The following is a 23145-nucleotide window of genomic DNA, read 5'->3' as shown; positions in this document are numbered from 1 at the left end:
AGTAAGCGGCTACGCGACTGCCAGGGCGAAGGAGAATGCCGCAGCAACGACCTCCAAACAGTTTATACTTAATACGATAGGATTACCAATGGGCTCGTGCTGCTGCGATTGTGGCACGCGGCGCGCCAAGGCCAACAGATGCCGGAATTACCACTTCAACCGATTCAGCAGGTTGACGTCGGTGTTCTGGAAGTTGCGGTAAATCATGACTATAATGCCTAGGCCAACCGATACTTCGGCGGCGGCCACAGCCATGATAAAGAACACGAACACCTGCCCGTTGGGGTCGGCACGGTAGGCGGCGAACGCGGTCAGCAGAATATTCACTGCGTTGAGCATCAACTCAATGCACATGAAAATGATAATGGCATTACGCCGAATAAGTACCCCCGTAACGCCAATGCAAAAGAGCGCGGTGGCAAAAAACACGTAGTACTGCAAGGGCACTTCGTGGATGACGGCGGGAACGAGGGAGGCGTTGGTCATGGCAAAAAAGCGGCGGGAGAACCAGTCGGCCAAAGCCAACTTAGCGGGCAAAGTTATCCTGAAAATCGGGAAGATGCTGCGTAATTTGTCGGACGCCTGAGCACACTGCTTAGGCATCGGCCTTCAAACCGGAGCGCCAACCAATTGGGAAGTACCTTAAAATATTCTGGAACGTGGCGCGTCTGCTTAGGCACGATGGAAGCTTTTGCCCTACCCCTCTCCGCGCTGATGACAACCGCCGCCAGCCAGGACCAGCAAATTCAAACGGCCGTGCGCGAGCAGCGCGGCCGGCTGCTCCGCTTTATCGAGCGGCGTGTGCCCGACCCGGCCGAGGCCGAAGACATTCTGCAGGATGTATTTGCCGAGCTGGTAGAAAGCTACCGGCTGCTAAAACCGGTGGAGCAGGCCGCCGCCTGGCTGTTTCGGGTGGCGCGCAACCGCATTATTGACCGCTACCGCCGCGTGCCGGCCAAGCTGACGGTGTCGCTGGATGCGCCGCTGGGCGTGGCTACCGATGGCGATGAGCCTGCCCGCCTGTTGCAAGATGTGCTGCCCGCGCCCGACGACTCGCCCGAAAACCGCTTACTGCGCGAAACCATTATGGATGCCATCAGCGATGCCCTAGCTGAGTTGCCAGCCGAGCAACGCCAAGTATTTGTGTGGCACGAGTTGGAGGATCGGTCGTTTAACGAGATGGTAGCCGAAACCGGCGTACCGCTCAAAACGCTGATTTCGCGTAAGTACTACGCCGTGAAGCACTTACGCAAGCGCTTGCGTAAGCTTTACGACGAGTTGTTTGACAATGATTAACGGCTAATAGCTAAGGGGGAGTATACTGCTTTACCAGGTTGCTTTCACCACCCCTTACGCTGCATTAATCATTAATCTCTACTAATTTACCTTTATCATGAACCGCTCCTTTTGGCTGAAAAAAGCCGTTAAATTCGTTTTCTTCGCCGCGCTATTCGTGGCCGTGGCTGGGTATGTGACCATGAACTTGTGGAACTATCTGATGCCTTTCATCTTCCACTTGCCGGCGCTCACTTTTTGGCAGGCACTGGGCTTGCTGCTGCTTAGCCGGCTGCTATTCGGTGGCTTTGGGCGCGGTGGCCGAAGCAACTGGGGAGCCCGCAGCCGCGCTTGGAAACAGCAAATAGACCAGAAAATGGCCACCTTCTCGCCCGAAGAGCGGGAGAAGTTTCGGCAGCAAATGCGCAGCCGTTGCGCCGGCTCCTGGGGCCGTCGGCCCACCGAGGCCCCGGCCAATTAAGCAGTGGCTTGTTTGAAACGACGAAGGTCCGGCGGAGTAAACTCCGCCGGACCTTCGTCGTTTCGCAGGCTGCCCTACCCCCCTTATTGCTGGCTAGCGCGAAATAACTTTTGTTTTTCCTCCTTCGAGAGGCTCTCGTAGCCCGAGCGCGAAATCTTATCCAGGATGAGGTCAACTTCTTCGGGGGGGGTAGTGCTAGCAGCCGTCTTGGCCGAGCTTGCCGCTGAGCGGCCTACCGACACCGTGCTGCGGTGGGTGACCTGCATAGCCGGGCGGCGCTGAAACAACCCGCTTATCCACAAACCAGTAGCTACTACGGGGCGGCCCATATCGCGACCCGCCTTGAGTTGCTTTACGAAGATGAACCCAAGCAAGGCGCCACCCAGGTGCGTGATTTCGCCGCCAGGGTTGCCGCCGTTAATGCCCGCAATGGAGATTAGCACGACCGCCACAGCTATCCACTTAATTTTGACCGGGCCCAGCAAGATGAGCATAAACGTGTAGTCGGGCAGCAAAGTAGCGGCGGCTACAATCACGGCCGTAACGGACGCCGAAGCGCCAATAACTGGCTGCCCCACATACGGCTGCAATGCTGGCAGGAAGTTGTAAGCCAGCAAGAAAAAGGCGGCTCCCGCCAACGCCCCTAGCACATAGAGGCTTACCAAGCGGCGGTCGCCCAGGTATTCCCGAATAATTTGGCCAAACCAGTAGAGGTTCAGCATATTAAACAGAATATGAAAGAAGCCTTCGTGCACAAAGGCGTAGGTCAGCAGCGTCCAAGGGTGGCGCAACAGCACCAGCCAATCGGAGGAAAGCGCCAGCTGGCGCATAATGAGCACGTACACGCCACTCGATTGCGCGATAAAAAATATCGCCCGTAGAATGATGAGCACCGCAAATACCAGCGCATTGCTGATAATAAGCTGGTTTAGTGCATTATCGCGACGCGAAAAAGCGTCGCGTATATCCTGGGTTAAACTCATAGAAGTACAGATTTAGTAGAAACGGGCGCGCCCGCTTTCCCAGAATTTAAGAATGATGAAGGCGATGAGCAGCCCGCCAATGTGGGCAAAGTGGGCTACCGAATCGCCGGGCGCACGGTGTACACCCGTGTACAATTCAAACAACGCGTAAAAGAACACGAAGTACTTGGCTTTGATGGGAATGGGGGGGAAAATAAGCCTCAATTCCGTATTCGGAAAGAGGTAAGCGAAGGCAAATAACACCCCAAACACAGCCCCCGAAGCACCCAACATTCCGCCATTGGGCGCATTGAAAATGCTCTCGTGCAACTGCTTCACGTTGTCGATAACTGCTTGCTGCAAGGCATGGTCGTTAGGATTACGCTGTAGGGCGTCGCCGGCCGCCTCATAAACTTCGCGCTTGAACCCCACCTTCTCCATAAACTGCGCAAATTCTCCTGCGTTAGGGCTAGCCAGCACGTCGTGGTAGGCCACTTCTATCTGATGCAGTTCATAGGCTCTTACGCCCTCATAAATTACCCCAGCCCCTACCCCACACATTAGCCAAAAGGCAAGAAATCGTTGCCCACCCCAGCGCTGTTCGAGCATGGGGCCAAACGAAATCAGCGCAAACATATTGCCAATCAAGTGCATCCAGTTGCCGGGGTCATGCAAAAACATGTAAGTGAAAAACTGCCAGAAATGCAGAAATGGCGACCCCAGTGGGTATAAGCTGCCCAGCTGCGTGAGGGACGGGTTGAGCCGCACGTTCACCTGAAGCAAGTAAATGGCGAGGTTGGCCAGCAGCAGGTTGCGAACCGTGGGAGTGATGTTGAACATACTAGAATTTCGGGGCGGGCAGGAGGTGCAAAGTTCGGGGCGCGCGGCCTATGCGCCGGCCTTGCGGAAGAAAGCGGCCAATTGTTCGCCATCGAGGAGCACCACGGTAGGGCGGCCGTCGGGCGTGTAGTTGGGCACCTGGCAAGCAAACAACTTATCCACCAAAGCGTTTAGCTCGACTTCGGGCAGGCGGGCCAGGCTGGTGGCTTGCGCCACGCGGCGGGCCAGGGCACGGGCCAGCGCCTCGCGGCGGTCGAGCCGCAACGACGAAGCGCCACTGCGGAACTGCTCGATGAGCCCTTCAAAAAGCTCCTTTTCGCCCTGGGCCGGTAAGTCGGCCGGCACTGCTTCCACGGCAATAGTTAGCGGCCCAAACTCGGCGAAGCGAAAGCCAAGCAAGTGCAGCGGTTGCGTCAGCTCTTGCAGCACGGCGTAGTCGGCGGGCGAAAACGTGATTGGCCGCGGAAAGAGCAGCGCCTGCGAGTGACCCGCGCCCTGCGTTTGCCCAGCTACATACTGCTCATACAGAATCCGTTCGCGGGCCGCTTCCTGGTCAATGAGCATCAGCCCCGACTTCACGGGCAGCAGTACGTAGCGCGCCAGCACTTGCGTAGCCCGCGGCGACGAGTGGCCCACGGTGGGCGTGGGCAGCAGCCCAGCCGCCGTACCCGTTGGCAGAGGTGCGGGCCGGCCCACAGGCTCGGGCGGCGCAGCGTGTACAAAGGGTAGTTCGGGCAACACCGGGGTGGCCACTACCGGGGGGGTAGGGGCTAGCTCCTCACCGGCTGGGCGCACGGGCTGGCCGAGCTCGCGGTAAAAAGCTTCCAGGTCGCGGCGCGCTTGCTCGGTGGGGCGGGCCGGCGCTTGGCGCTCGCTACCGCCACTGCCCCGGTTGGCCTGCCGCGCCGCCGCGGCCGAAACCGAGGCAGCCAGCGCATCAGGATTGAACTCGACGTGGCGCAGGGGGGTAGGCAGCTCGGTGCTCGCTCCGGTGCCAGCGGAGGTACGCAACGGGCGAATGGGCGCAAAATTCACGTCACCCTCAAAGTCGAGCGAGGGGGTAAGGCTGTGCAGGCCCAGCGCCTGCCGCACGGCGGCCCGCACCACGGCATACACCGTTTTTTCGTCCTCAAATTTTATTTCCGTCTTAGTGGGGTGCACGTTGATGTCGATGGTTTTGGGGTCCAACTCCAAAAACAGCACGTAAAACGGGTGGGTATCGCGGGGCAGCAGGCCTTCGTAGGCGGCCAACACGGCATGGTTGAGGTAGGCCGAACGAATAAAGCGGTTGTTGACGAAAAAAAACTGGTCGCCCCGACTCTTTTTCGCCGACTCGGGCTTGCCGATGTAGCCCTTCACCGTGAGAAAGGCCGTTACCTCTTCACAGCCCGCCAGTTGCTCCTTGTAGTTGTTGCCCAGTAGCGCCACAATGCGCTGGCTCAACTTGCCGGCGGGCAGGCCAAATACTTCGAGGTCGTTCTGGTATAAGGAGAAGGCAATCTGCGGGTTGGCCAGCGCCACGTGCTGAAACTCGTCCAAAATGTGGCGCATTTCGACGGCGTTGCTTTTCAGGAAATTGCGCCGGGCGGGCACGTTGAAAAACAGGTTCTTGACCGCAATGCTGGTGCCGTCGGGGCAAGCGGTGGGCACCTGGCTGGTTACCTGCGAGCCCTCCACCAGCAGCAGCGACCCGGTTTCCTGGCCGCGCTGCTTGGTGCGAATTTCGACTTGCGCCACGGCTGCGATGCTAGCCAGTGCTTCGCCCCGAAAGCCCAGGGTACGAATACGAAACAGGTCTTCGGTCGAGCGTATTTTGCTGGTAGCATGGCGTTCGAGGCTCATCCGGGCATCGGTGGGCGACATGCCCAGGCCATTGTCTACCACCTGCACGAGCTGTTTACCCGCTTCTTTTACAATTAGTTGAATACTAGTTGCCCCCGCGTCCACGGCGTTTTCGAGCAACTCCTTTACCACCGACGCGGGGCGCTGCACCACCTCGCCCGCGGCAATTTGGTTGGCGAGGTATTCGGGCAGGAGCTGGATAATGTCAGGCATAAAATAAGGGGCAAGCCAGAGGCGGCACCGGTTGCTGGCTTTACAAAAAGAGTCATCAGCCAGCAAAACAGACGTTTTTCATCTACTGCTGCGAGCTTGGTGCCTACCTTTGCGACCAATTTGGGCAAGCCGCCCGGGTTACTTTCGGCCGCCAAGGGGTTCTTTGTACGTAAGGAACCGCCAAGGCTGGCCGGGGGTTCCGGCTCCATCCACCAGCAAAAGTAGGCCGGCGGGGCTACCCTTTCTACACTTCAAAACCTCCTGCCCTGGGCTGATGCGCGTCGATTTCCGGTTTCTGTTTCTGGGGTTGCTGCTGGGGGTCGCCGGGTTGCTGCTAGGTTTTTCGGAACCCCGCCAGGCCCTACCCGACCCGCTGGGCAGTAGCCCTGCCGAAACGCAGTGGGTGGATAGCGTGTTCAATTCGCTCACGCCCGACCAGCGCCTGGGCCAGTTTTTTATGGTGGCGGCCTACTCGAATCGCGAAAAGGCACACGCCGACCGCATCGAGCGGCTCGTGCGCAACCAAGGCATCGGCGGCGTCATGTTTTTGCAGGGCGGCCCCAAGCGCCAGGTCTTGATGACCAATCGCTTGCAAGCCGCGGCCAAGGTGCCGCTGCTCATCGCAACGGATGCGGAGTGGGGCCTCGATATGCGTCTCGACTCGACTATGCACTTTGCCAAGCAAATGACGCTGGGCGCCATGGACGACGATAAAATCGTGTACCAGATGGGCCGCGACTTGGCCCGCAAGCTGCGGGCGCTGGGCGTGCACATCAACTTTGCGCCGGTAGTCGATGTGAATTCCAACCCCGGCAACCCAGTGATTGGCAACCGCTCGTTTGGCGAGGACCAGAACCGCGTGGCGGCATTGGGTGTGCAGTACGTCAAGGGGTTGCAAGACCAGCGGGTGATTGCGGTGGCTAAGCACTTTCCGGGCCACGGCGATACGGACACCGACTCGCACGTGGCCCTGCCGGTTATTAATACCGACCTGGCGCGGCTCGAAAAAGTAGACTTAGTGCCCTTCCAAAAGTCATTTGAGGCTGGGGTGTTGGGCGTGATGGTGGCCCACCTGTACATGCCGCTCTTCGACACCACGAACGCTAAAACTACTACCCTGTCGAAGGCCCTGGTAACGGGCTTGCTGCAAGAAAAAATGGGTTTTAAGGGCCTGATTTTCACCGATGCGCTGAACATGCGCAGCGTGAGCAAGCTCTACAAATCGGGTGAGTTGGATGCTATGGCCCTGGCGGCGGGCAACGACGTATTGCTGTTTTCGGAAGATGTGCCTGCTGCCCTCACGCGCATCAAGGAAGCCGTGGTAGCAGGCCACCTCAACCAAGCCGACCTGGATGCGCGAGTAAAGAAAATTCTGCGCGCTAAGTACTGGGCAGGTTTGAACCGCTACCGGCCGGCTAATGCCCTCACGGTGCGCGACAGCCTCAACCTGCCCGAGTCGCGGGTGCTGGCGCAAACCATTTTTGAGCACGCCGTGACGGTCGTTAAAAACGACGACAAGCTTCTGCCCTTCCAGCGGCTCGATACGCTGCGCATCGCGGCCATCACCATTGGCACCCAGGCCGAGGGGCCTTACGCTACTATTTTTAATAAATACCAGCCTGGCCCGGTGTACGCCGTACCCGACCGCTACGCGCCCGACTCGACGTTTAACCGCATTCAGGCGCGGCTCGGCGATGCTAATGTGGTGGTAGTGAGCCTACACCAAATGAACAATACGCCCGGCCACAGCTACGGCCTGGGCGATGGGGCACTCAAATTCCTGAAAAACCTGGAGGCCGACCCCAAGCGCAAAGCGGTGGTTGTGGCCATGGGCAATGCCTACGGCCTGAAGTATTTGGAGGGCGCCCGCACGCTGGTGTGCGGCTACGAGGACCACTACGCCGCCCAATTAGTAGTGCCGCAGGTGCTATTTGGGGCGCTGCCCGCCCGCGGCAAGTTGCCCGTCACGGTGTCGGAAACGCTGAAAGCCGGCACTGGTTTGGCTACCCCCAGCCTGCGCCGCCTGCGCTACGCTGCCCCCGAGCGCGAAGGCCTGGACTCCCGGGTTATGTCGCAAATCGACCACATTGCCCTCGAAAGTATTGTGACGGCCGCTACCCCCGGGTGCCAGGTGCTCATCGCCAAAAACGGCACCGTCGTGTTTGACCAGAGCTACGGCTACGGCACCTACGACCAGTCGCAGCCCGTGACGAATAGCACCTTGTACGACCTGGCGTCGGTTACGAAAGTGGCTGGCACCTTGCAGGCTATCATGTACTTAAAGGACCAGGGCCGGCTCAATCTCGACGAGAAAGTAAGCACCTACCTGCCCGAGATGCAGCGCACCAATAAGCGCGAAATGACCGTGCGCGACGTGCTGCTGCACCAGGCGGGCCTCAAACCAGGTATTCCGACTTGGGAGCGCACCGTGCGCGACGGCACCCTGAAGCCGGCGTATTATTCGAGCCAGCGTTCCGACGATTTTCCGAATGAGGTAGCGCCCGGCGAGTACTCCATCAAGGCCGCCGACGACTCGGTGTGGGCCTGGACGCTCCGCTCGCAGTTGCTGCCCAAAGTACGGGGCAAGTACCCGGTGGAGTATTCCGACCTCAGCTTCATTGTGATGAAGCACTTGAGCGAGAAGCTACTAGGCCAGCCCTTGACCGAGTTTTTGCCGCGAGAATTTTATAAGCCGCTGGGTTTGGGCAGCATGACGTACAACCCGCTCACGCGCTTTCCTAAAAGCTGCATCGCGCCCACCGAAAACGACACTTACTACCGGCGCGAGCAGCTGCAAGGTACCGTGCACGACCAAACCGCGGCCTTGGTAGGGGGGGTAGGCGGCCACGCGGGCCTATTTGCCACGGCCAACGATTTGGCCGTGCTCATGCAAATGAACCTGCAAAATGGGCGCTACGGCGGCATCACGTACTTCCAAACGCCGGTGGTATCGGAATTTTCGCGCCCGCAGGCGGCGGGTAATAAGCGCGGCCTGGGCTGGGACCGCGGCGACCCCAGCAAACCCGAAGGCCCCACCAGCCGCTTGGCGCCGGCCAGCACTTTTGGCCACACGGGCTTTACGGGCACCTGCGTGTGGCTCGACCCGGACAATCAGATTCTGTACGTTTTCCTCTCCAACCGGGTGTACCCCGACGCGGGCAATATCAAGCTGCGCACGTACAACATTCGCACCCGTATTCAGGAGGTGATTTACAAAGCGATGGAAGCGAAAAGCCCCAAAGGCTAGCGGGTTGCAACCCTTTGGCGGCAGGCAGTTCTCTTAGTAGAAATTAATCTACTGCCAGATGCCCCAACTTGCTACCCCCCTCCTATTGGCTGCCCTGTTGCTGAGTGCTGCCACGGCCACGGCTCAAACCACGTTTCGGTTGGGCTTGCGGGGCGGCGCCAACCGGGCAGCTACAACGCTGGCAGCCGCGAGCAATACCAGCGAGACTTTCTTCAGTATTTCGGCCGACAAGGCGGCTATCTACGGTTGGCAGGCGGGGGTAGCCGCCGAAGTTGCTTTTGGGAAATGGGCCCTGCAACCCGCGCTCGTATTCTCCCAAAAAGGCGAGAAGTTTCACACGGTTATTGCCTCCCGCGACTCGGGTTTCCCTTCCTTAGCCGACCAAACCAGCACCAACCGCTACAATTGGCTGGAACTGCCGCTGAACCTAGTGTATACGATGCACGGCGACCACGGCTTGCAGCTTTTTGCAGGCCCGTATGTAGCGCTGGGGGTAGGCGGCCGCGCGAAGGGCTCGGCGCTATTTAATTCTAGTGGAATTTTGGGACCACATACGCAAGCCATTGATGACCAAATTAACTATGGCACCGACACCAACAACCGCCGCCTCGATGCGGGGATAAACTTTGGTATTGGCTACCGCCAGGGCCCGGTGCAGGTGCAGGTAGGCTACGGACTGGGGCTCCGCAATTTGCACCAAACAAGCGGGGATGAGGTAGCTGACCGTATCCATAATTTTGGCGCTGATGCTGCTTATAACCGGGTGGCGCAGTTGACGGGCACGTACTTTTTCAATTTATAACTCGCTGTTCTACTCGCGGCACTAAGTAATCTTACTTCATCATTAGCAAGGTGTTGTAAGTAATTTCACAAAAATGATTGTGCACAATCAAACATTGCACAACTAGTAGCCGTTTACCATCCGAACGCCATGGCAACCACTCCTACCCCCGCCGCTCCGAACGACCTGCTGAAGCTGGAAAACCAGTTATGCTTTCCGTTCTATGCCGTGTCGCGGCAACTCACCAAAGCCTACCAGCCCTACTTGCAGGTGCTGGGCCTCACGTACCCGCAGTATCTCGTGTTTTTACTACTGTGGGAGCATGAGCAGCTGACAGTGAAGGAGCTAGGTAAACAGCTACTGCTCGATTCGGGCACGCTGACGCCCTTGCTCAAGCGCATGGAGCAGAAGCAGTGGCTTAGTCGTAGCCGCGACCCGCGCGACGAGCGCTCGGTCATCATCGCGCTGCGGCCGGCCGGGCGGGCGCTGGAATCGCAGGCTTGCGACATTCCAAACCAGATACTGGCTAAGATGAACCTCACGCCGCCCGAACTGGACACATTACGCGCCCAACTCCACCATATGCTTACCCAGCTGACTTAAGCAGCTCAGCTTTTTCTTTTTTTACTACCCCCCATGAAAATTCAGAAGGTATTTACGGCCCAGGCCAAAGTACAAGGTGGCCGCGATGGCCATATTACCACCACCAACGACGCGCTCGACCTCACCCTGAGCACGCCTAAAGAGATGGGCGGCCCCGGCAAAGCTGGCGCTACCAACCCCGAGCAACTATTTGCTGCGGGCTACGCCGCTTGCTTCGAAGGCGCGCTGGGCGTGGCTGCCCGCCAGGCTAAGCTGCGGCTGGAAAAAGTAACCGTAGAAGCTCTCATTGGCTTTGGCCAGGCTGAGGATGGTGGCTACGGCATCTCGGCCGACCTGCACGTGAACCTGCCCGGCCTCGAGCAAAAGCAAGCCGAGGAGTTGGTAGCTGCCGCCCACGGCATCTGCCCTTACTCGCGCGCTACTAAAGGCAACATTGAGGTGAACCTCACCACGACGACCAACGCCTAGTTGAGAGGCATTAGAGGGTCATATAAACCCAAAAGAACGTCATGCTGAGCTTGTCGAAGCATCTCGCTCGCATCGTTAGGTTACTACCCCTAGCGGCGCGAGCAAGATGCTTCGACAAGCTCAGCATGACGTTCTTTTTGATTATCTGAATATGCCCTTTGCGGTTGCCCCACCAGCCCCTTACCCCCCGTTTTATTGCGAGGCCGTCCAGGTATTATCGGCGGGGTAGCTATCGGGCACGTAAAGGCTGCCAAGCGTCACGCTCCGGATGGCTTTGCGGCCAGCTACGGGCACGGTTACGGTGTGGGCGCCGGCTTCCCACACGGCAATGGTGCGGTGGATTTTCTCAGTATCGCCGTTCTCAAATGTCACCGTCAGGTCTACGGGCACGGGCTTGCTGCCCTTGGCCGTGACTACGATGGCGGCGGGGCCATCGGCGGGGCGCGTCACGCTCGTGATGGCCAGGTCGGGGTAGCCGCCCTCAAAAAACCAGCGCTGCCAAAACCAGTTCAGGTTTTGGCCCGCCCCGGCGTTCATCGAGTAGAAGAAGTCGTAGGGCATCGGGTGCTTGCCGTGCCAGGTGCGGATGTAGGTGTGCAGGGCTTTAGTAAACAGCTCGTCACCTAGCAAGTCCTTGACGTACAAGTAGCCCAGCCCCGGCTTGGGATAGGAATTAAGAAAAAAAGGCGCGCCAGTTTGCTGCGTCGTAAGCGTCACGATGGGTAGGTCGTCTTCGGTGTCGGCGGCGCGGGCGTAGGGCACCATGCCGTAGTCGTCCACGATGCCGGGCTGGATGAGGGGCGAAATAATCCACTCGCCGATGGTGGCCCAGCCCTCGTCCATCCAGCCGTATTTCGTTTCGTTGATGCCCATATAAAATGGAAACATCGTGTGAAATATTTCGTGGTCAGTGAGTTCGATGCCGGCCTCGCGGGTGGGGGTAGGGTTGTCGTTCACCATCATGGGGTACTCCATCTGGTCGAGGCCGTCGAACACCGTTTCGTGGTTGTAGGGGTAGGGCCACTTGGGGAAGGTGTAGCTCATGGCCTCTACCGTTTTGCGGCCGAACTGCGCCACTTCTTCAAAATCGTCGTGCTTGGGGCTGTACACGGCATCGACGCGGGTACGGCGCTTGGTGGCGGGGTCTACCACGAGGCTCGTCGATTCCCACACGTAATGGTCGGCGGTGGCAAATACAAAGTCGGTGACGTCGCGGGCGTCGAAGTGCCAGGTATTGTAGGCGTTGGGCGCGGTGGCATCGTGCAGGCGCGCCTCGGCGCTGTCGATAATGCTCGTAATACCATCCTTTTTCTCAGCGGTGCGCAGGCGCGTCAGGTATTTTCTGGTGAGCACCTTCTCGGCATTGGTGAGGTCGCCGGTGGCCCAAACCAGGAAATTGCGCGGCACCGTGATGTCGGCCGCGAAGTGGCAGAAGTCGTTGTAAAACTCGGGGCCGCCGGTATAGGCAATGCGGTTCCAGCCATCGATATCGTCGTACACGGCGATACGTGGGAAGAAATAAGCCACAAAATCGGCGCCCGGTGCTACCTCGCCGGTGCGCTGGTGCGAGCCTTTATTGAGGATGTACGAGTAGGTAACGGCAATTTGCGCCGTTTGCTTGGCGCCAATGGCGCGGCGCAACGGTACCACCATGTTGGTGTTGTCGATTTGCAATTGGCTGGCGTCGATAGCCTGGCCGTTGATGGTTAACTGCTCGATTTTGACGCCGTCGCTCAGGTCTTCGGCCGCAAACTTGCCCGAGCGCGGCGCGCCTTTTTGGTACAGGTTGGGGTAGAGCTTAAACCAGAGTTGGCGCAGCGAATCGGGGCTGTTGTTCTGGTAAGCAATGTGAACGGTACCGGCCAGCAGCCGCGTGGCGGGGTCAAAATTGACCTTAATGGTGTAGTCGGCGGTGTTTTGCCAATACTTGGGGCCGGGCTGGCCGGTAGGCGAGCGGGTGCCCTGGTCGTAAGTAGCCCGCAGGTTGCGGGGCATGGGTAGGGAAGCGGGCGCTTGGGCAAAGCCAGCCAAGCCCGTCAGCAGCAGGGCCAGCAGCAGCCAGTGGCTGGCCGCAGATTTTCTTTTCAGCAAAACAATTACTTATGTAGCCTTCGTGAAGCGTCAGGCCCGGTTTTCAGCAAATCTGGCCCGCGCTTGCTACTAACGAAAAAACCGACGCAACGCTGCAAGCCGGCGCACAAAAATAGCGCAAACGGCAGGCTAGCCCGACCATGTTAGGCCAACCTGCCGCTTAAGCTACCTGGACAATGCCGCCGGCCTGCTCCCTACTCCACCCGCTGCAAGTCCAGGTCCTGAAAATCGTAGCTGAAATCGGTGAGGGGCGAAATCGGCTTCATTTTGATACTAGCCGCCCTACCCTGCTCGTCGAGGGTGAAGGCGGCAAAGGCGTCGGCATTTATACTACGGGCCTTCCAGCGCACCACGTAGGTACTGCCGCGGTAGGGCAGCAGCTGGCCCACCAGGCGTGGGGCACGCTTAGCGCGTAGCCACAGCTGCGCGCCTTGCGTATACACGGCCACATCGCCCAGCCAAACATCTTGATAGTGACCCACGTAGCTCCCGTAATTGGGGTGCTTAAGGGCGACTTTTTGAGCGGCGGCCACTTGCTGCCACACGGCGGCAGTGGTTTTATCGGCGCCGGTGTTGCGCGACTTCAGGAGGTCGACCTGCTCTTGCACCCGGTCGAGGCCGCTCACGCCCAGGTAATAGTCTTCGATAAAATTAGTAACGGCCGTGAAGGCTGCCACATTTTCCTGGTTGGTGAGTACAATGACGCCCAGGTGCAGTTCGGGCAGCAGCGTTATTTTCGTGACCATGCCAACTTTGGCGCCACTGTGCGACACTTCTTTGTAACCCCGCGCGTCGCGCAGACTCCAGCCCAGCCCGTAGGCGGCGAAGTGGGTGTTGTACGGCGTGGGCGCGGGGCTGACGGGCCGAATAGTCTGCGGCGTCCAGAGTTCCTGCTGGGTGGCTGGCTTCAGCAGCGGGGCCGGAGCACCGGGACCACCAAGCAGCATCAGGACCCATTTACTTAAGTCAGCCGCGCTGCTGTAGATGTTGCCGGCAGCAGCACTCAGCGTACCTAAGTCGCGCCGGACTACTTGCACCTTGCCTTCGACCGGTGCATGCGCATCAATTACGTTGGTAGGGTCGGGTAGGCGGGCAAAGCCGGTGGCACTGCGGCTCATACCCAGCGGCTTGAGCAGCCGGGCTTCCACAAAGGCCTCACAAGGCTGGCCGGCCACCCGCGCTATCACCTCGCCCGCCACAATATAGAGGCAATTATCATAAGCAAACTGGCTGCGAAATGATGTTACTGGCTTGAAATAGCGCAGGTTGTGAACAATGTCTTTAACAGTAAAATCCGTCGAATCCGGATATCGCATCAAATCACCGGCACCTAGACCCAGGCCGCTGCGGTGGCACAGCAGGTCGCGCACCGTGAACTCGGCCGTCGCGTACGGGTCGTACATCTTGAACTCGGGAATGTAGTCCGTCACCTTGTCGTCCCAGCGCAGCTTGCCTTCGTCCACCAGCAAGCCCAGCGCGGCCGTGGTAAAGGCTTTGGTATTCGAGCCAATGCCGAATAGCGTGTTAGCATCGACCGGCGCTTTGGTGGCCAGCGAGCGCACCCCGTAGCCCTTGGACACTACTACTTGCCCATCCTTTACCACCGCTACAGCAATGCCAGGCACATCGAAGGCTTTGAGGGTGCGGGCCACGATGGCATCGATGGCGGCCACGTTAAGGGGCGCGGTTACGGGCGGGGCGGTTTGGGCCTGGGCGGCCGGATGCCACAGCGCAATTAAAAGTAACAGGGTAGAAAGTCGTGTTTTCATCAACTGTGCTGATAGAGTAGTGCACGAGAATAAATTATTCATCCCCAGCCACAAATAAAGCCTACGCCCTAACACCACACGCAAAAGCGTCTTTAAACCAAGTAGATATACCTGGTTTAAAGACGCTTTTGCGTGTAGCTCCTACCCTACCGTTCCAGCTTGAAGCCGGGCTCGCGGGCGGGCGGCGCAGTACGGTTGGCTACGGCCCAGCCGGTGAGGTACACCCACTGGGTCATGTGCAGGAGCTTATTGTAGTCGATGCGCTGGGGCTCGTCGCGCGGGGTATGGTAGTCCACATGCAGCAGCGAGGTGTACATGATGGCCGGGATGCCTAGCCGCGCATACGGCAGGTGGTCGGAGCGGAAGTACCAGCCCTCGGGGTGAGTCGGCTTGTCCCACTCGGTATCGAGCTTGAATTTGGGGCCGGCCTGGTTGGCTGCTAGGGCCATTTTAACGAGGTCCGACGAGTTCATGTGGGGCGGAGTCGAGCCTAGCAGCGCCGCGCTGTCGGGGGCGTTGCGGCCCATCATTTCAGCATTTAAAACCGCCACAATGCTGGATTGCGGCACGGTAGGGTGAGCCGAGAAGTAGGTAGAACCAATCAGCCCGCGCTCTTCCGAACCCTGGTACACGAAGAGCGCCGAGCGGCGAGCCGGCTGCTGCTTAAAGGCCCGCATAATGGCGAGCAGCGCCGCGCAGCCAGTGGCATTATCGTCGGCCCCGTTATAGATAGAATCGCCGGCAATGGGCGCCCGCACGCCGTCGTGGTCCTGGTGGGTGCTGAAGAGGACGTACTCGTTTTTCAGCTGCGCATCGGTGCCCGGCATCTTGGCCACGATGTTGACCGACGGGTACTGGAAGCTTTCCACCTGCAGATTGGCGATAAGCTGCTGGCCGGGCTGCTGCACCCAGCTGGCCGCGCTGGCTGGTAGCCACATCACGGGCGGCGTGCTCACTACTCTGGTGCTGGCCACACCGGGCAGGCTATAGCGCCCGCGCTCATACACGTGGCTCCAATGGTCGTAGAGGGCCTGGGAAGGCGCATCTGACACAAACACTACGGCCACCGCACCGGCCTTGGTCAGCTCGCCAGCCTGCCCGGCAAACTTGCCAAACACGTAGCGTCGGTAGCTAATACCGTCGGTAGGAGCGCCGGCAATCTGCACGGCTACGGCCTTTCCTTTCACGTCGACTTTGGCAAGCTCGGCGGGTGAGCCGGTGCCTACGTACACCAGCGGGGCGTTCACGCTGGCGTTGGTGGGCGCCGTCACCGCGCCGTCTTGGTTCAGTTTGATTTCGTGGGAGCCAATACGCAGCGTGCTAGCCTTCGTGAGGCGGGTGCGCTGCAGATGAAACCACTGGAAGTAGGTACCATCATCGCCGGCCGGCAACATGCCGGTGGCCCGAATCTGGTCGGCCAGCCATACCGAGGCTTTTAGCTCGTCGAGCGTGCCGCCCTCGCGGCCCCGAAAGTGGTCGCCGGCCAGCGCAAACAGGTCGCGTTTAATATCAGCTTCCTTAATGGCACTTTCGGCGTTGGTGGAAGAGCTGGCGGCCGTAGCTGGCTTCACCTTGACTTTGGTTTTTTGCTGGGCCTGGCCCACTAGGGGCGCCGCCAGCGCCAAAGCTGCCAGGAAGAGGAATTTGTGTTTCATGAGTGTTAAAAAATTTATTTAGATAGACCGTCCTGCTGAGCCCCGCGAAGCATCTCGCTCGCCTCGTTAAACGATTATTTTACTACCCCCTCGCAAGATGCTTTGCGGGGCTCAGCTAACGGTCTTGACAGTTGTATTTATTGGCTAAAATCACTTTTGCCGGGCGGCCCAAGCGTCCATTGTTTTCTCCAGCACGGCCAGGGGCATGGCCCCACCTGCCAGCAGCTGGTCGTGGAAGGCCCGCAAGTCGAACTTCGACCCTAACTGCTTTTCGTACTTGGTGCGCAGCTCCTGAATTTTGAGCTGGCCCGTTTTGTAGGCCAGCGCCTGGCCGGGCCAGGCCATGTAGCGCTCTATTTCGGCGGTGGCCCGTTGGGTATCAATGGGCTCGTTGGCCATCATGTACTGGATAGCCTCTTCGCGGGTGAGCTTGCCGGTGTGCAGGCCCACATCAACTACCAGGCGAATGGCCCGGTGAATCTCGGTATTGAGCGCGCCTATTTGTTGGTAGGGGTCGGTATAAACGCCCAGCTCCTTGCCTAGCGATTCGGCGTAGAGGCCCCAGCCCTCGGTGTAGGCGCTATACCCTCCTAGCTGCCGAAACTTGGGCAAGCTCGTATTTTCCTGCTGCAAGGCAATCTGGTAGTGGTGGCCCGGAATGGCCTCGTGCAGAAAAAGGGCATCCATGCCCCGCGTCACATTGTACTGCGTGGCATCGGGAATGGGCACGTTGAAAATGCCCGGCCGCGAGCCGTCGGGGGCCGCCCGGCTGTAGCTAGCCGACGCCGACGCTTCAAGAAATTTATCGACTTCGCGCACTTCAAACCCCGCTTTGGGGGTCTTGCCAAACAGCTTGGGCAGGTTGGGCGAAATGCGCGTCAGCACGCCGCGGTACACGGCCAGCACTTCCTCGGGCGTTTTGAAGGGCCGGAACTTGGGGTCGATGCGCATGTAGACGAAGAACGCATCAAGGTCGCCCTGAAAGCCCACCTGCTGCTTCACCTGCTCCATCGCGGTGCGGATGCGCTGCACTTCGCTTAGACCCGTCTGGTAGATTTCAGCCGGCGTTTTATCGGTCGTCGTGGCTCTTTTTACCCTGTAAACGTACATGGCTGCCCCGCCGGGCACCGCTCCAATGCCGCTGCTGGCGCGGGCTTGAGGCAGGTATTCGGTTTCCAGAAACTGCGCCAGCTTCTGGTAGCTCGGCACCAGGTCTTGCTGAATAGCTTGGCGGTAGGCCGCCACCAATTGTGGCTGCTCGGCCGCTGGCACACCCGCTGGGAACTTCGCCACCGGCCCATAAAACAGGTTGGCCGTAGGGTTTGTGACTACGAACGATTGCAGCTGCGGAATCATCTTCACCACCAGTGCTTTGGGCAGTACTATCCCCGCCTTCATGCCGCGGCGAAAGTTACTGATGGCTGAATCGGCCCACACCGGAAAGGCGTGGGCGCGGCCCAGCCAGTTGCGGTAGTCCTGGGTGGTTTTGAACGGCTGCGCGCCCGTGCCCGCCCCTAGCTGCCCTAGCGAACTGGGCAGGCCACTGACTTGGTTGAAAGGCATCATCCAATGTGGCTGCTGCAGTTCGGCTAGGCTCATTGCCAGGTCGTAATCGAAGATGTCGAAACTGGTTTGGTCGTTGGCGTTGAGCTTGGTGCGGTCAATTTTTCGCAGCTGCGTTTGGTACCGCTGGTACATAGTCTGAAGCTGCTGCCGAAACGCCTGGGTCTGGTCATTGGGCAGTTGGTCGTTGTAGCGGTTGTCGCCCTGCGCAGTGGCTTGCAAGGGAAACAGCCGCGCCTGCTCCTCCCAGTAATTGATAAACAGCGCGGCCAGCGGCGACGATGCGGCCGCGGCAGCGCGGGGCGCGTTGGCCCGCGTGGGCTGGGCCGCGGCCGGCACCGCCCACGCCGCCGCGAGGCAACCTGCTAGTAAAAAATGCTTCATTAGGAAATCAACAAGAAATATTTGGCTAAAGCTACGCGGCTACGCCAGTAGGTTAGTGGCTGTTTTGGTACGTGCGCACGTAAAGGCGCAGACCCGGCGCGCAGGGTTGCGGCCAACATCCACGGCAGATTCCGGTTAGCCCCTCGCCTACCCCTACCCCTCGCATGAACATCGGCATCGTTTGTTATCCCACTTTTGGCGGCTCCGGCGTGGTGGCCACCGAACTGGGCAAAGCCCTGGCCCAACGCGGCCATCGCGTCCACTTTATTACCTACAGCCAGCCGGTGCGGCTCGATTTCTTCAACGAAAACCTCTTTTATCACGAGGTGTACGTGCCCACCTACCCCCTCTTTCAATTTCCACCCTACGAGTCGGCGCTGGCTAGCAAGATGGTGGATATTGTGCAGAACGAAAAGCTTGACGTACTGCACGTTCACTACGCCATTCCGCACGCCTCGGCGGCGTACCTGGCCAAGCAGATTCTACGCTCGCGGGGCATCACGGTGCCCGTCGTGACCACGCTGCACGGCACCGACATTACCCTCGTGGGTAAGGATGCCAGCTACGAGCCGGTGGTTACGTTCAGCATCAACGAGAGCGACGGCGTGACGGCCGTATCGGCCGATTTGCGGCGCGAAACCTACGAGTACTTCCCTGTAGAGCGTAAGGTGGAAGTCATTCCGAATTTCATCGACCTACATCGCTTTAAGAAACAGGAAAAGAGCCACTTCCGGGCTGCTATTGCGCCCGAAGGTGAAAAGTTGCTTATCCATACCAGCAATTTCCGCTCCGTGAAGCGCGTCGAAGACGTGCTGCGCATTTTTTGCGGTGTGCGTCAGGTTATTCCGGCCAAACTGCTGCTTGTGGGCGACGGGCCCGACCGCTCGCGCATGGAAAAGCTGGCCCGCGACCTCGACTGCCAGCGCGACATTCGCTTCCTGGGCAAGCTCGAAGCCGTGGAGGAAGTTCTCAGCGTGGGCGACCTGTTCCTGATGCCTTCCGAAAATGAGAGCTTCGGTCTCGCCGCCCTCGAAGCCATGGCCTGCGAAGTGCCCGTGGTGAGCACCAACGCCGGCGGCATTCCCGAGCTGAACGTACACAACGTAACTGGCATGCTTAGCGACATTGGCGACGTGGAAGACATGGTCAAAAATGCGCTCTTCGTGCTGGCCGACGAGAACCTACCCCGCTTCAAAGCCGCCGCCCGCGCCCGCGCCGAGGAGTTTGCCGTGGGCAATATTGTGCCGCTCTACGAGGCTTGCTACGAGCGCGCCGGGCAGCTAGCCGCGCTGCAGGTGCGGTAGGCAACAGGCAGAATAAAGGCCGTCGTGCTAAGCTTACCAAAGCATCTCGCTCGCGCCACTAGGGGTAGTAACTCCTACGGTGCAATAGGGATGCTTCGGCAAGCTCAGCACGACGGCCTCTTTAGTTATTTATGCTGGCAGTTTACAGCAAAATCTCGGCTATTTCCTGCCAGCTGTGCACGCGGCGGTAGCGGGTTTCGTGCGCATTGTGCGGCGCATTAAATAGCAGCCCTTCGCCCCGGAAGTTGTCGAAATTGTAGGCGTTATCGTCGATGAGGTAATCGGCGTTAATAATGCTTTTGTCGCCACAAAACACGTAGTTGGGCCACGGAATAAAAGCAAAATGCCGCTGCAGCCACTGGTACTTGTCGAGAAAGGAATTAGGGAATTCCATGGCCGCGGTAGCGATGAAAATCTCATAGCGCTGCGCTAACTCCTGCAATACCCGCTGGCTGTCCTTGATAACGGGCAAATCGCGAAAAAAACCCACCGCGTTGGGGTAGGCCCGCAGGGCGGGCTGGTGCTCGGGCGCCACCGCATCGGCGGCGCTTTTGCCGTGCAGGGCTTCGAGGGTTAATTCGAGTTGAAAATCGCGCCCGTACCATTCTTGAAACCGGGCGATGGAATCGGCCATTACCTCATCCATGTCTACGGCTATTCGCTTCTTTGTCATCATTACAAATACCAACCACTAACTGCCACCAGAGTTGGGCCTGCCAGGTTAAAATAACCGGGAAGCTTCGTTGCGCACCACCTCCAGGGCTTGGGCGGTGGGGTCAACGGCATCGGTCATTAGGCCTTCTAGGATGCGTTTGGCTAGCTCGGTGCCGCGCAGCTGGGTAGGGTTGCTCAGGCCATGAAATGCGCGATTAACGGCCGTGAGCACGTTCTCCTTGGCTTGCTTCACGTGGGCCCAAGCTTCGGGGCTAATGTAGAGCTGCTGCGAAAAATTGTGCTCAAACTCGGCCCGAATTTCCTGTTGCAACAGGCGGTGGTAGTCGGCTGCGCTTTGACCGGCGCTGCCCAGCCGCACTAAGATATTATTAGGCGAAATGCGCTCCAAAAACAGCGTCACGCGCTCATAGGCCTGCAAGCGCAGGGGTAGGGTAGTCTTGGTAGCATCGAGGCGCAGTTCGATGAGCCGGCGCTGCTGCTCTTTTTCTAGGTACTGGCGGAAGAGTAGGAAAATGGCGCCGGCCACAATAATGGCAGGCAAAATGGTTTTGAGCAGGTCGAAGAGATAGGTGGTACTGTCCATGTAAGAACTAAATAATCAATAAGGACTACAAACTTACACCGTGAACCGTAGCCCCGCCTCTGCTGTTTAAATAACCGGCTGGCATGCTTGGCCGATGTATATTTGTCTTATCTACATTCATTCTAAATCAGCACCGCTATGGCTACCGCCACTCTAGCTCCACCTATCGGCCTCACCGCCCGCGCTTTAGTCGAAGTAAAGAATATTATTCAGGAGAAGAATGTGCCCGCCGACTATGGCCTGCGCATTGGCGTGCAGGGCGGCGGCTGCTCGGGCATGAGCTACCTGCTGGGCTTCGACAAAGCCAAGGACCAGGATGAAATCTACGACCTCGATGGCGTGCAGCTCATCATGGATAAGAAGCACGCCATGTATGTGCTGGGCATGGAAGTTGACTTCCAGGATGGCCTCAACGCCCGCGGCTTCACCTTCAATAACCCGCAGGCAAAAAGCACCTGCGGCTGCGGCTCGTCGTTTTCGGCGTAGTCAACAGCCACTTATTCGACATCTTGAAAAAGCCCTGGCTTCACCGCTAGGGCTTTTTCGTTTGGCGGCCTACCCCCTTCGCATCGCCTGACCCTACCAAAAAAAGGCCCAGCATAGCTGGGCCTTTTTAGGATACTTCATTCGGGTAACTACGCAGCTTACTTCCGCACCATTAGCGGGGTGGTTTTGCTGGCGTTGCCCGCTACTAACCGCAAGATGTACAGGCCCTCGCCTAAAGAACTGGCATCTACCGAGTGGCGATATGAGAGGCCGGCTTCGGCGTCGCCCTGCGCTAGGTGTTGCACCAGTCGCCCGGTGGCATCGTAGAGGTCCAGGGTGTAGGGCTGGGCCTGGGCCAGGCTAAAGCTAACCGTTGTTTGCTCCGAGGTAGGGTTGGGCGCCACCTCTAGCACCGTAGCTGCCCGCAGCGCCGATTTGGCATCGAGTACGCTTGCGGTAGCGTAGGCCGTAGTAGAAGTACTAACTAGGCTGCTGCTGCAGTTCATTACGTTCACTGTGAAAGCAGTGCGTGGGCTTTCGCAGCTACCCACGGCCTGCGCCAAGTAGTAGGTAGTGTTGCCTACGGTGGCAGTTGAAGGCCGGAAATTGGCAGCCATCGGCGTACCACCGGTGGCCGTGGTGTAGGTAAGGAGCGTGGTGCCGGCAACTGGTTTTACGCAGTTGCTGGGCAAATCGGCTTGGCTACCAGCGCAATAGTTAGCACTTAGCAACTGGTCGATGTGGGCGTAGAGGTAATTGCCAATCAGGGTGCAACCTGCCACGTTGGGGTGGAGGAAGTCTTGGCGCAGGGAAGTGGGCGGAATATCAGCGGCGTGGTCGGCTACGTCCTGCGCATTGGTCGGGTCGTACTGCGAAACCAGGAACGCCCTGATATCGATGAAGTGGTTGCCATAGATGGCTGCCAGGCCATTGTTGAGGGTAGTAGTTACGGCGTAGCCGTACGTGCCCGTTCCTTCCCCAGACCCGTTGCAGATGCCGAGTACCAAGTAGTTTTTGTGGGGTAGGGACGCAACCATGGCAGCGATGCTAGCCTTCACCTGGTCCGGCTTATCGGAGTCGTTGCGCCCGGCCCAGATGATGGTGGGCCAGCTGTGCTTCTGCGTATCGGCCAGCATGCGGTCTCGAATCTGCACCGAAGTTTCACCACCTATCCCTCCATCGTACACCGAGTAGCCGCTGAGTTGCCCCAGCGTTTGGGGATATACCCCGTATTCGGCGTGCGTGAAGGAATCTCCCCAAGCCGCCATATTGCTGCTACTAATACCAGCCGCCGGAACAACTACCGGGGCGGTTGGCGGAGCCATAACGTTCACCACGATAGCTACCCGGGAGCTTTCGCAGTTACCCATAGTCTGCGACACGTAGTAGGTCGTGCTGCCAATAACCGAGGTTGAGGGCTGGAAAGTAGCTGGCACTGTAGTAGTCCCAGTAGCGGCAGTGTAGATAACGAGCGTGGCTCCATTGGCTAGCGTAACACTAGTGCTAAGCGCTTTTGCTGACGAGTTCACACAATAAGTGAGGGGAGTAACCACTGTGGGCGTCGCCAGTTGGCAAGTATTCACGGTCACAGTTACTTGGGCTGGCGCGCTGGCCAGGCCCAGGTTGTCGGTCACTACTAAGCTGAACACGTAGCTGCCCGCTACTAATTGGCTGATAGTGGGAGCAGCCACCGTTTTGCTGCTGAACGTGGCCGTGCTCGGCCCACTCACCTGGCTCCAGGTATAGGTACTGATAGTACCATCGGCGTCCGTGCCCGAGCCGGCGAGCGGCGTGCTGCTGGTAGGCAGCGTGAGGGTCAAGTTGGCCCCCGCGTTGGCTACGGGCGCCTGGTTAGCAGCTGGCGACACGGTCACCGTCACCTGAGCCGCCGCACTGGCTAAGCCCAAGTTGTCGGTGACCACC

Annotated in this window: 19 protein-coding genes; 8 read left to right on the top strand and 11 right to left on the bottom strand. The window is 58.7% G+C overall.

The genetic code is table 11. From position 1 onward, the window contains the following. Positions 1–147 precede the first annotated feature (147 nt). Positions 148–486 carry an NADH-quinone oxidoreductase subunit NuoK gene (gene nuoK / locus GO988_RS20040; protein WP_157568946.1) on the bottom strand — a complete coding sequence of 113 codons (339 nt, stop codon included), beginning with the start codon at positions 484–486 and terminating at the stop codon, positions 148–150. 228 nt (positions 487–714) lie between these two features. Here nuoK and GO988_RS20035 point away from each other — a divergent pair, with 228 nt between their 5' ends. Both GO988_RS20035 and GO988_RS20030 read left to right on the top strand, forming a co-directional pair. Continuing rightward, positions 715–1296, top strand: coding sequence for an RNA polymerase sigma factor (locus tag GO988_RS20035; RefSeq protein ID WP_157569212.1), 582 nt, complete (start codon positions 715–717; stop codon positions 1294–1296). A 97-nt stretch (positions 1297–1393) separates the two neighbouring features. Beyond that, positions 1394–1756 (top strand): hypothetical protein, encoded by a 363-nt coding sequence (locus GO988_RS20030; protein WP_198172933.1) that lies wholly within the window; start codon positions 1394–1396, stop codon positions 1754–1756. 83 nt (positions 1757–1839) lie between these two features. On the opposite strand, the gene GO988_RS20025 is transcribed toward GO988_RS20030, so the two are convergent. From GO988_RS20025 to mutL, 3 genes are read right to left on the bottom strand one after another with little or no spacing between them, the layout of a single operon-like run. Beyond that, the gene (locus GO988_RS20025) at positions 1840–2739 is read right to left on the bottom strand and encodes a rhomboid family intramembrane serine protease (protein ID WP_157568944.1); all 900 of its coding nucleotides are present in this window, start codon (positions 2737–2739) and stop codon (positions 1840–1842) included. A gap of 12 nt (positions 2740–2751) precedes the next feature. Further along, the gene (locus GO988_RS20020) at positions 2752–3558 is read right to left on the bottom strand and encodes a rhomboid family intramembrane serine protease (RefSeq protein WP_157568942.1); all 807 of its coding nucleotides are present in this window, start codon (positions 3556–3558) and stop codon (positions 2752–2754) included. A gap of 48 nt (positions 3559–3606) precedes the next feature. After that, entirely contained in the window at positions 3607–5613 is a 2007-nt protein-coding gene (gene mutL / locus GO988_RS20015; protein ID WP_157568940.1) for a DNA mismatch repair endonuclease MutL, read from the bottom strand. A 274-nt stretch (positions 5614–5887) separates the two neighbouring features. Here mutL and GO988_RS20010 point away from each other — a divergent pair, with 274 nt between their 5' ends. From GO988_RS20010 to GO988_RS19995, 4 genes are all read left to right on the top strand, one after another. Then, positions 5888–8860, top strand: a complete 2973-nt coding sequence (locus GO988_RS20010) for a glycoside hydrolase family 3 N-terminal domain-containing protein (RefSeq protein ID WP_157568939.1) — start codon at positions 5888–5890, stop codon at positions 8858–8860. A gap of 58 nt (positions 8861–8918) precedes the next feature. Beyond that, positions 8919–9662, top strand: coding sequence for an outer membrane beta-barrel protein (locus GO988_RS20005; protein WP_157568937.1), 744 nt, complete (start codon positions 8919–8921; stop codon positions 9660–9662). Between the two features lie 129 nt (positions 9663–9791). Continuing rightward, the gene (locus tag GO988_RS20000; protein WP_157568935.1) at positions 9792–10244 is read left to right on the top strand and encodes a MarR family winged helix-turn-helix transcriptional regulator; all 453 of its coding nucleotides are present in this window, start codon (positions 9792–9794) and stop codon (positions 10242–10244) included. A gap of 33 nt (positions 10245–10277) precedes the next feature. Next, entirely contained in the window at positions 10278–10712 is a 435-nt protein-coding gene (locus tag GO988_RS19995) for an organic hydroperoxide resistance protein (protein WP_157568933.1), read from the top strand. Positions 10713–10904: 192 nt separating this feature from the next. Here GO988_RS19995 and GO988_RS19990 read toward each other — a convergent pair whose 3' ends face one another. The 4 genes from GO988_RS19990 to GO988_RS19975 all read right to left on the bottom strand — a co-directional run bounded on the left by GO988_RS19990 (position 10905) and on the right by GO988_RS19975 (position 18174). After that, positions 10905–12803 carry a M1 family metallopeptidase gene (locus GO988_RS19990; RefSeq protein WP_232341617.1) on the bottom strand — a complete coding sequence of 633 codons (1899 nt, stop codon included), beginning with the start codon at positions 12801–12803 and terminating at the stop codon, positions 10905–10907. Between the two features lie 194 nt (positions 12804–12997). Next, a complete protein-coding gene (locus GO988_RS19985) occupies positions 12998–14572 on the bottom strand; it encodes a serine hydrolase (protein ID WP_157568931.1) in 1575 nt (524 codons plus the stop codon). 146 nt (positions 14573–14718) lie between these two features. Then, positions 14719–16227: a M28 family peptidase gene (locus GO988_RS19980; protein WP_157568929.1), complete on the bottom strand. Its 1509-nt coding sequence runs from the start codon at positions 16225–16227 to the stop codon at positions 14719–14721. A gap of 150 nt (positions 16228–16377) precedes the next feature. Then, entirely contained in the window at positions 16378–18174 is a 1797-nt protein-coding gene (locus GO988_RS19975; protein ID WP_157568927.1) for a DUF885 domain-containing protein, read from the bottom strand. 164 nt (positions 18175–18338) lie between these two features. On the opposite strand from GO988_RS19975, the gene bshA reads away from it, so the two are divergent. Beyond that, complete coding sequence (gene bshA, locus GO988_RS19970; RefSeq protein ID WP_157568925.1) at positions 18339–19478, top strand: N-acetyl-alpha-D-glucosaminyl L-malate synthase BshA; 1140 nt, start codon at positions 18339–18341, stop codon at positions 19476–19478. Positions 19479–19620: 142 nt separating this feature from the next. Here the strand turns inward: bshA and GO988_RS19965 are convergent, their stop codons facing one another. After that, positions 19621–20154, bottom strand: coding sequence for a 5' nucleotidase, NT5C type (locus tag GO988_RS19965; protein WP_157568923.1), 534 nt, complete (start codon positions 20152–20154; stop codon positions 19621–19623). A gap of 45 nt (positions 20155–20199) precedes the next feature. After that, entirely contained in the window at positions 20200–20736 is a 537-nt protein-coding gene (locus GO988_RS19960) for a DUF7935 family protein (RefSeq protein WP_157568921.1), read from the bottom strand. A gap of 138 nt (positions 20737–20874) precedes the next feature. Between GO988_RS19960 and GO988_RS19955 the strand changes: the two genes are divergently transcribed. Beyond that, positions 20875–21222 carry a HesB/IscA family protein gene (locus GO988_RS19955; RefSeq protein WP_157568918.1) on the top strand — a complete coding sequence of 116 codons (348 nt, stop codon included), beginning with the start codon at positions 20875–20877 and terminating at the stop codon, positions 21220–21222. 158 nt (positions 21223–21380) lie between these two features. On the opposite strand, the gene GO988_RS19950 is transcribed toward GO988_RS19955, so the two are convergent. Then, a partial coding sequence (locus tag GO988_RS19950; protein WP_157568916.1) for a PKD domain-containing protein occupies positions 21381–23145 on the bottom strand: 1765 nt, incomplete at its 5' end.

This window comes from Hymenobacter ginkgonis (assembly GCF_009755225.1).
Taxonomy (GTDB): Bacteria; Bacteroidota; Bacteroidia; order Cytophagales; family Hymenobacteraceae; genus Hymenobacter; species Hymenobacter ginkgonis.
The sequence above is the reverse complement of the archived record's forward strand: the minus strand, read 5'-3'. Positions and strand labels throughout refer to the sequence as shown.

Bases quoted from the DNA above. Each gene is read 5' to 3' on its own strand.
- GO988_RS20005 (WP_157568937.1), top strand. From the start codon at position 8,919: ATGCCCCAACTTGCTACCCCCCTCCTATTGGCTGCCCTGTTGCTGAGT.
- mutL (WP_157568940.1), bottom strand. From the start codon at position 5,613: ATGCCTGACATTATCCAGCTCCTGCCCGAATACCTCGCCAACCAAATT.
- GO988_RS20000 (WP_157568935.1), top strand. From the start codon at position 9,792: ATGGCAACCACTCCTACCCCCGCCGCTCCGAACGACCTGCTGAAGCTG.
- GO988_RS20030 (WP_198172933.1), top strand. From the start codon at position 1,394: ATGAACCGCTCCTTTTGGCTGAAAAAAGCCGTTAAATTCGTTTTCTTC.
- GO988_RS19960 (WP_157568921.1), bottom strand. From the start codon at position 20,736: ATGGACAGTACCACCTATCTCTTCGACCTGCTCAAAACCATTTTGCCT.
- bshA (WP_157568925.1), top strand. From the start codon at position 18,339: ATGAACATCGGCATCGTTTGTTATCCCACTTTTGGCGGCTCCGGCGTG.
- GO988_RS19985 (WP_157568931.1), bottom strand. From the start codon at position 14,572: ATGAAAACACGACTTTCTACCCTGTTACTTTTAATTGCGCTGTGGCAT.
- GO988_RS19980 (WP_157568929.1), bottom strand. From the start codon at position 16,227: ATGAAACACAAATTCCTCTTCCTGGCAGCTTTGGCGCTGGCGGCGCCC.
- GO988_RS20025 (WP_157568944.1), bottom strand. From the start codon at position 2,739: ATGAGTTTAACCCAGGATATACGCGACGCTTTTTCGCGTCGCGATAAT.
- GO988_RS19965 (WP_157568923.1), bottom strand. From the start codon at position 20,154: ATGATGACAAAGAAGCGAATAGCCGTAGACATGGATGAGGTAATGGCC.
- GO988_RS19995 (WP_157568933.1), top strand. From the start codon at position 10,278: ATGAAAATTCAGAAGGTATTTACGGCCCAGGCCAAAGTACAAGGTGGC.
- GO988_RS19955 (WP_157568918.1), top strand. From the start codon at position 20,875: ATGGCTACCGCCACTCTAGCTCCACCTATCGGCCTCACCGCCCGCGCT.
- GO988_RS19975 (WP_157568927.1), bottom strand. From the start codon at position 18,174: ATGAAGCATTTTTTACTAGCAGGTTGCCTCGCGGCGGCGTGGGCGGTG.
- nuoK (WP_157568946.1), bottom strand. From the start codon at position 486: ATGACCAACGCCTCCCTCGTTCCCGCCGTCATCCACGAAGTGCCCTTG.
- GO988_RS20010 (WP_157568939.1), top strand. From the start codon at position 5,888: ATGCGCGTCGATTTCCGGTTTCTGTTTCTGGGGTTGCTGCTGGGGGTC.
- GO988_RS20020 (WP_157568942.1), bottom strand. From the start codon at position 3,558: ATGTTCAACATCACTCCCACGGTTCGCAACCTGCTGCTGGCCAACCTC.
- GO988_RS20035 (WP_157569212.1), top strand. From the start codon at position 715: ATGACAACCGCCGCCAGCCAGGACCAGCAAATTCAAACGGCCGTGCGC.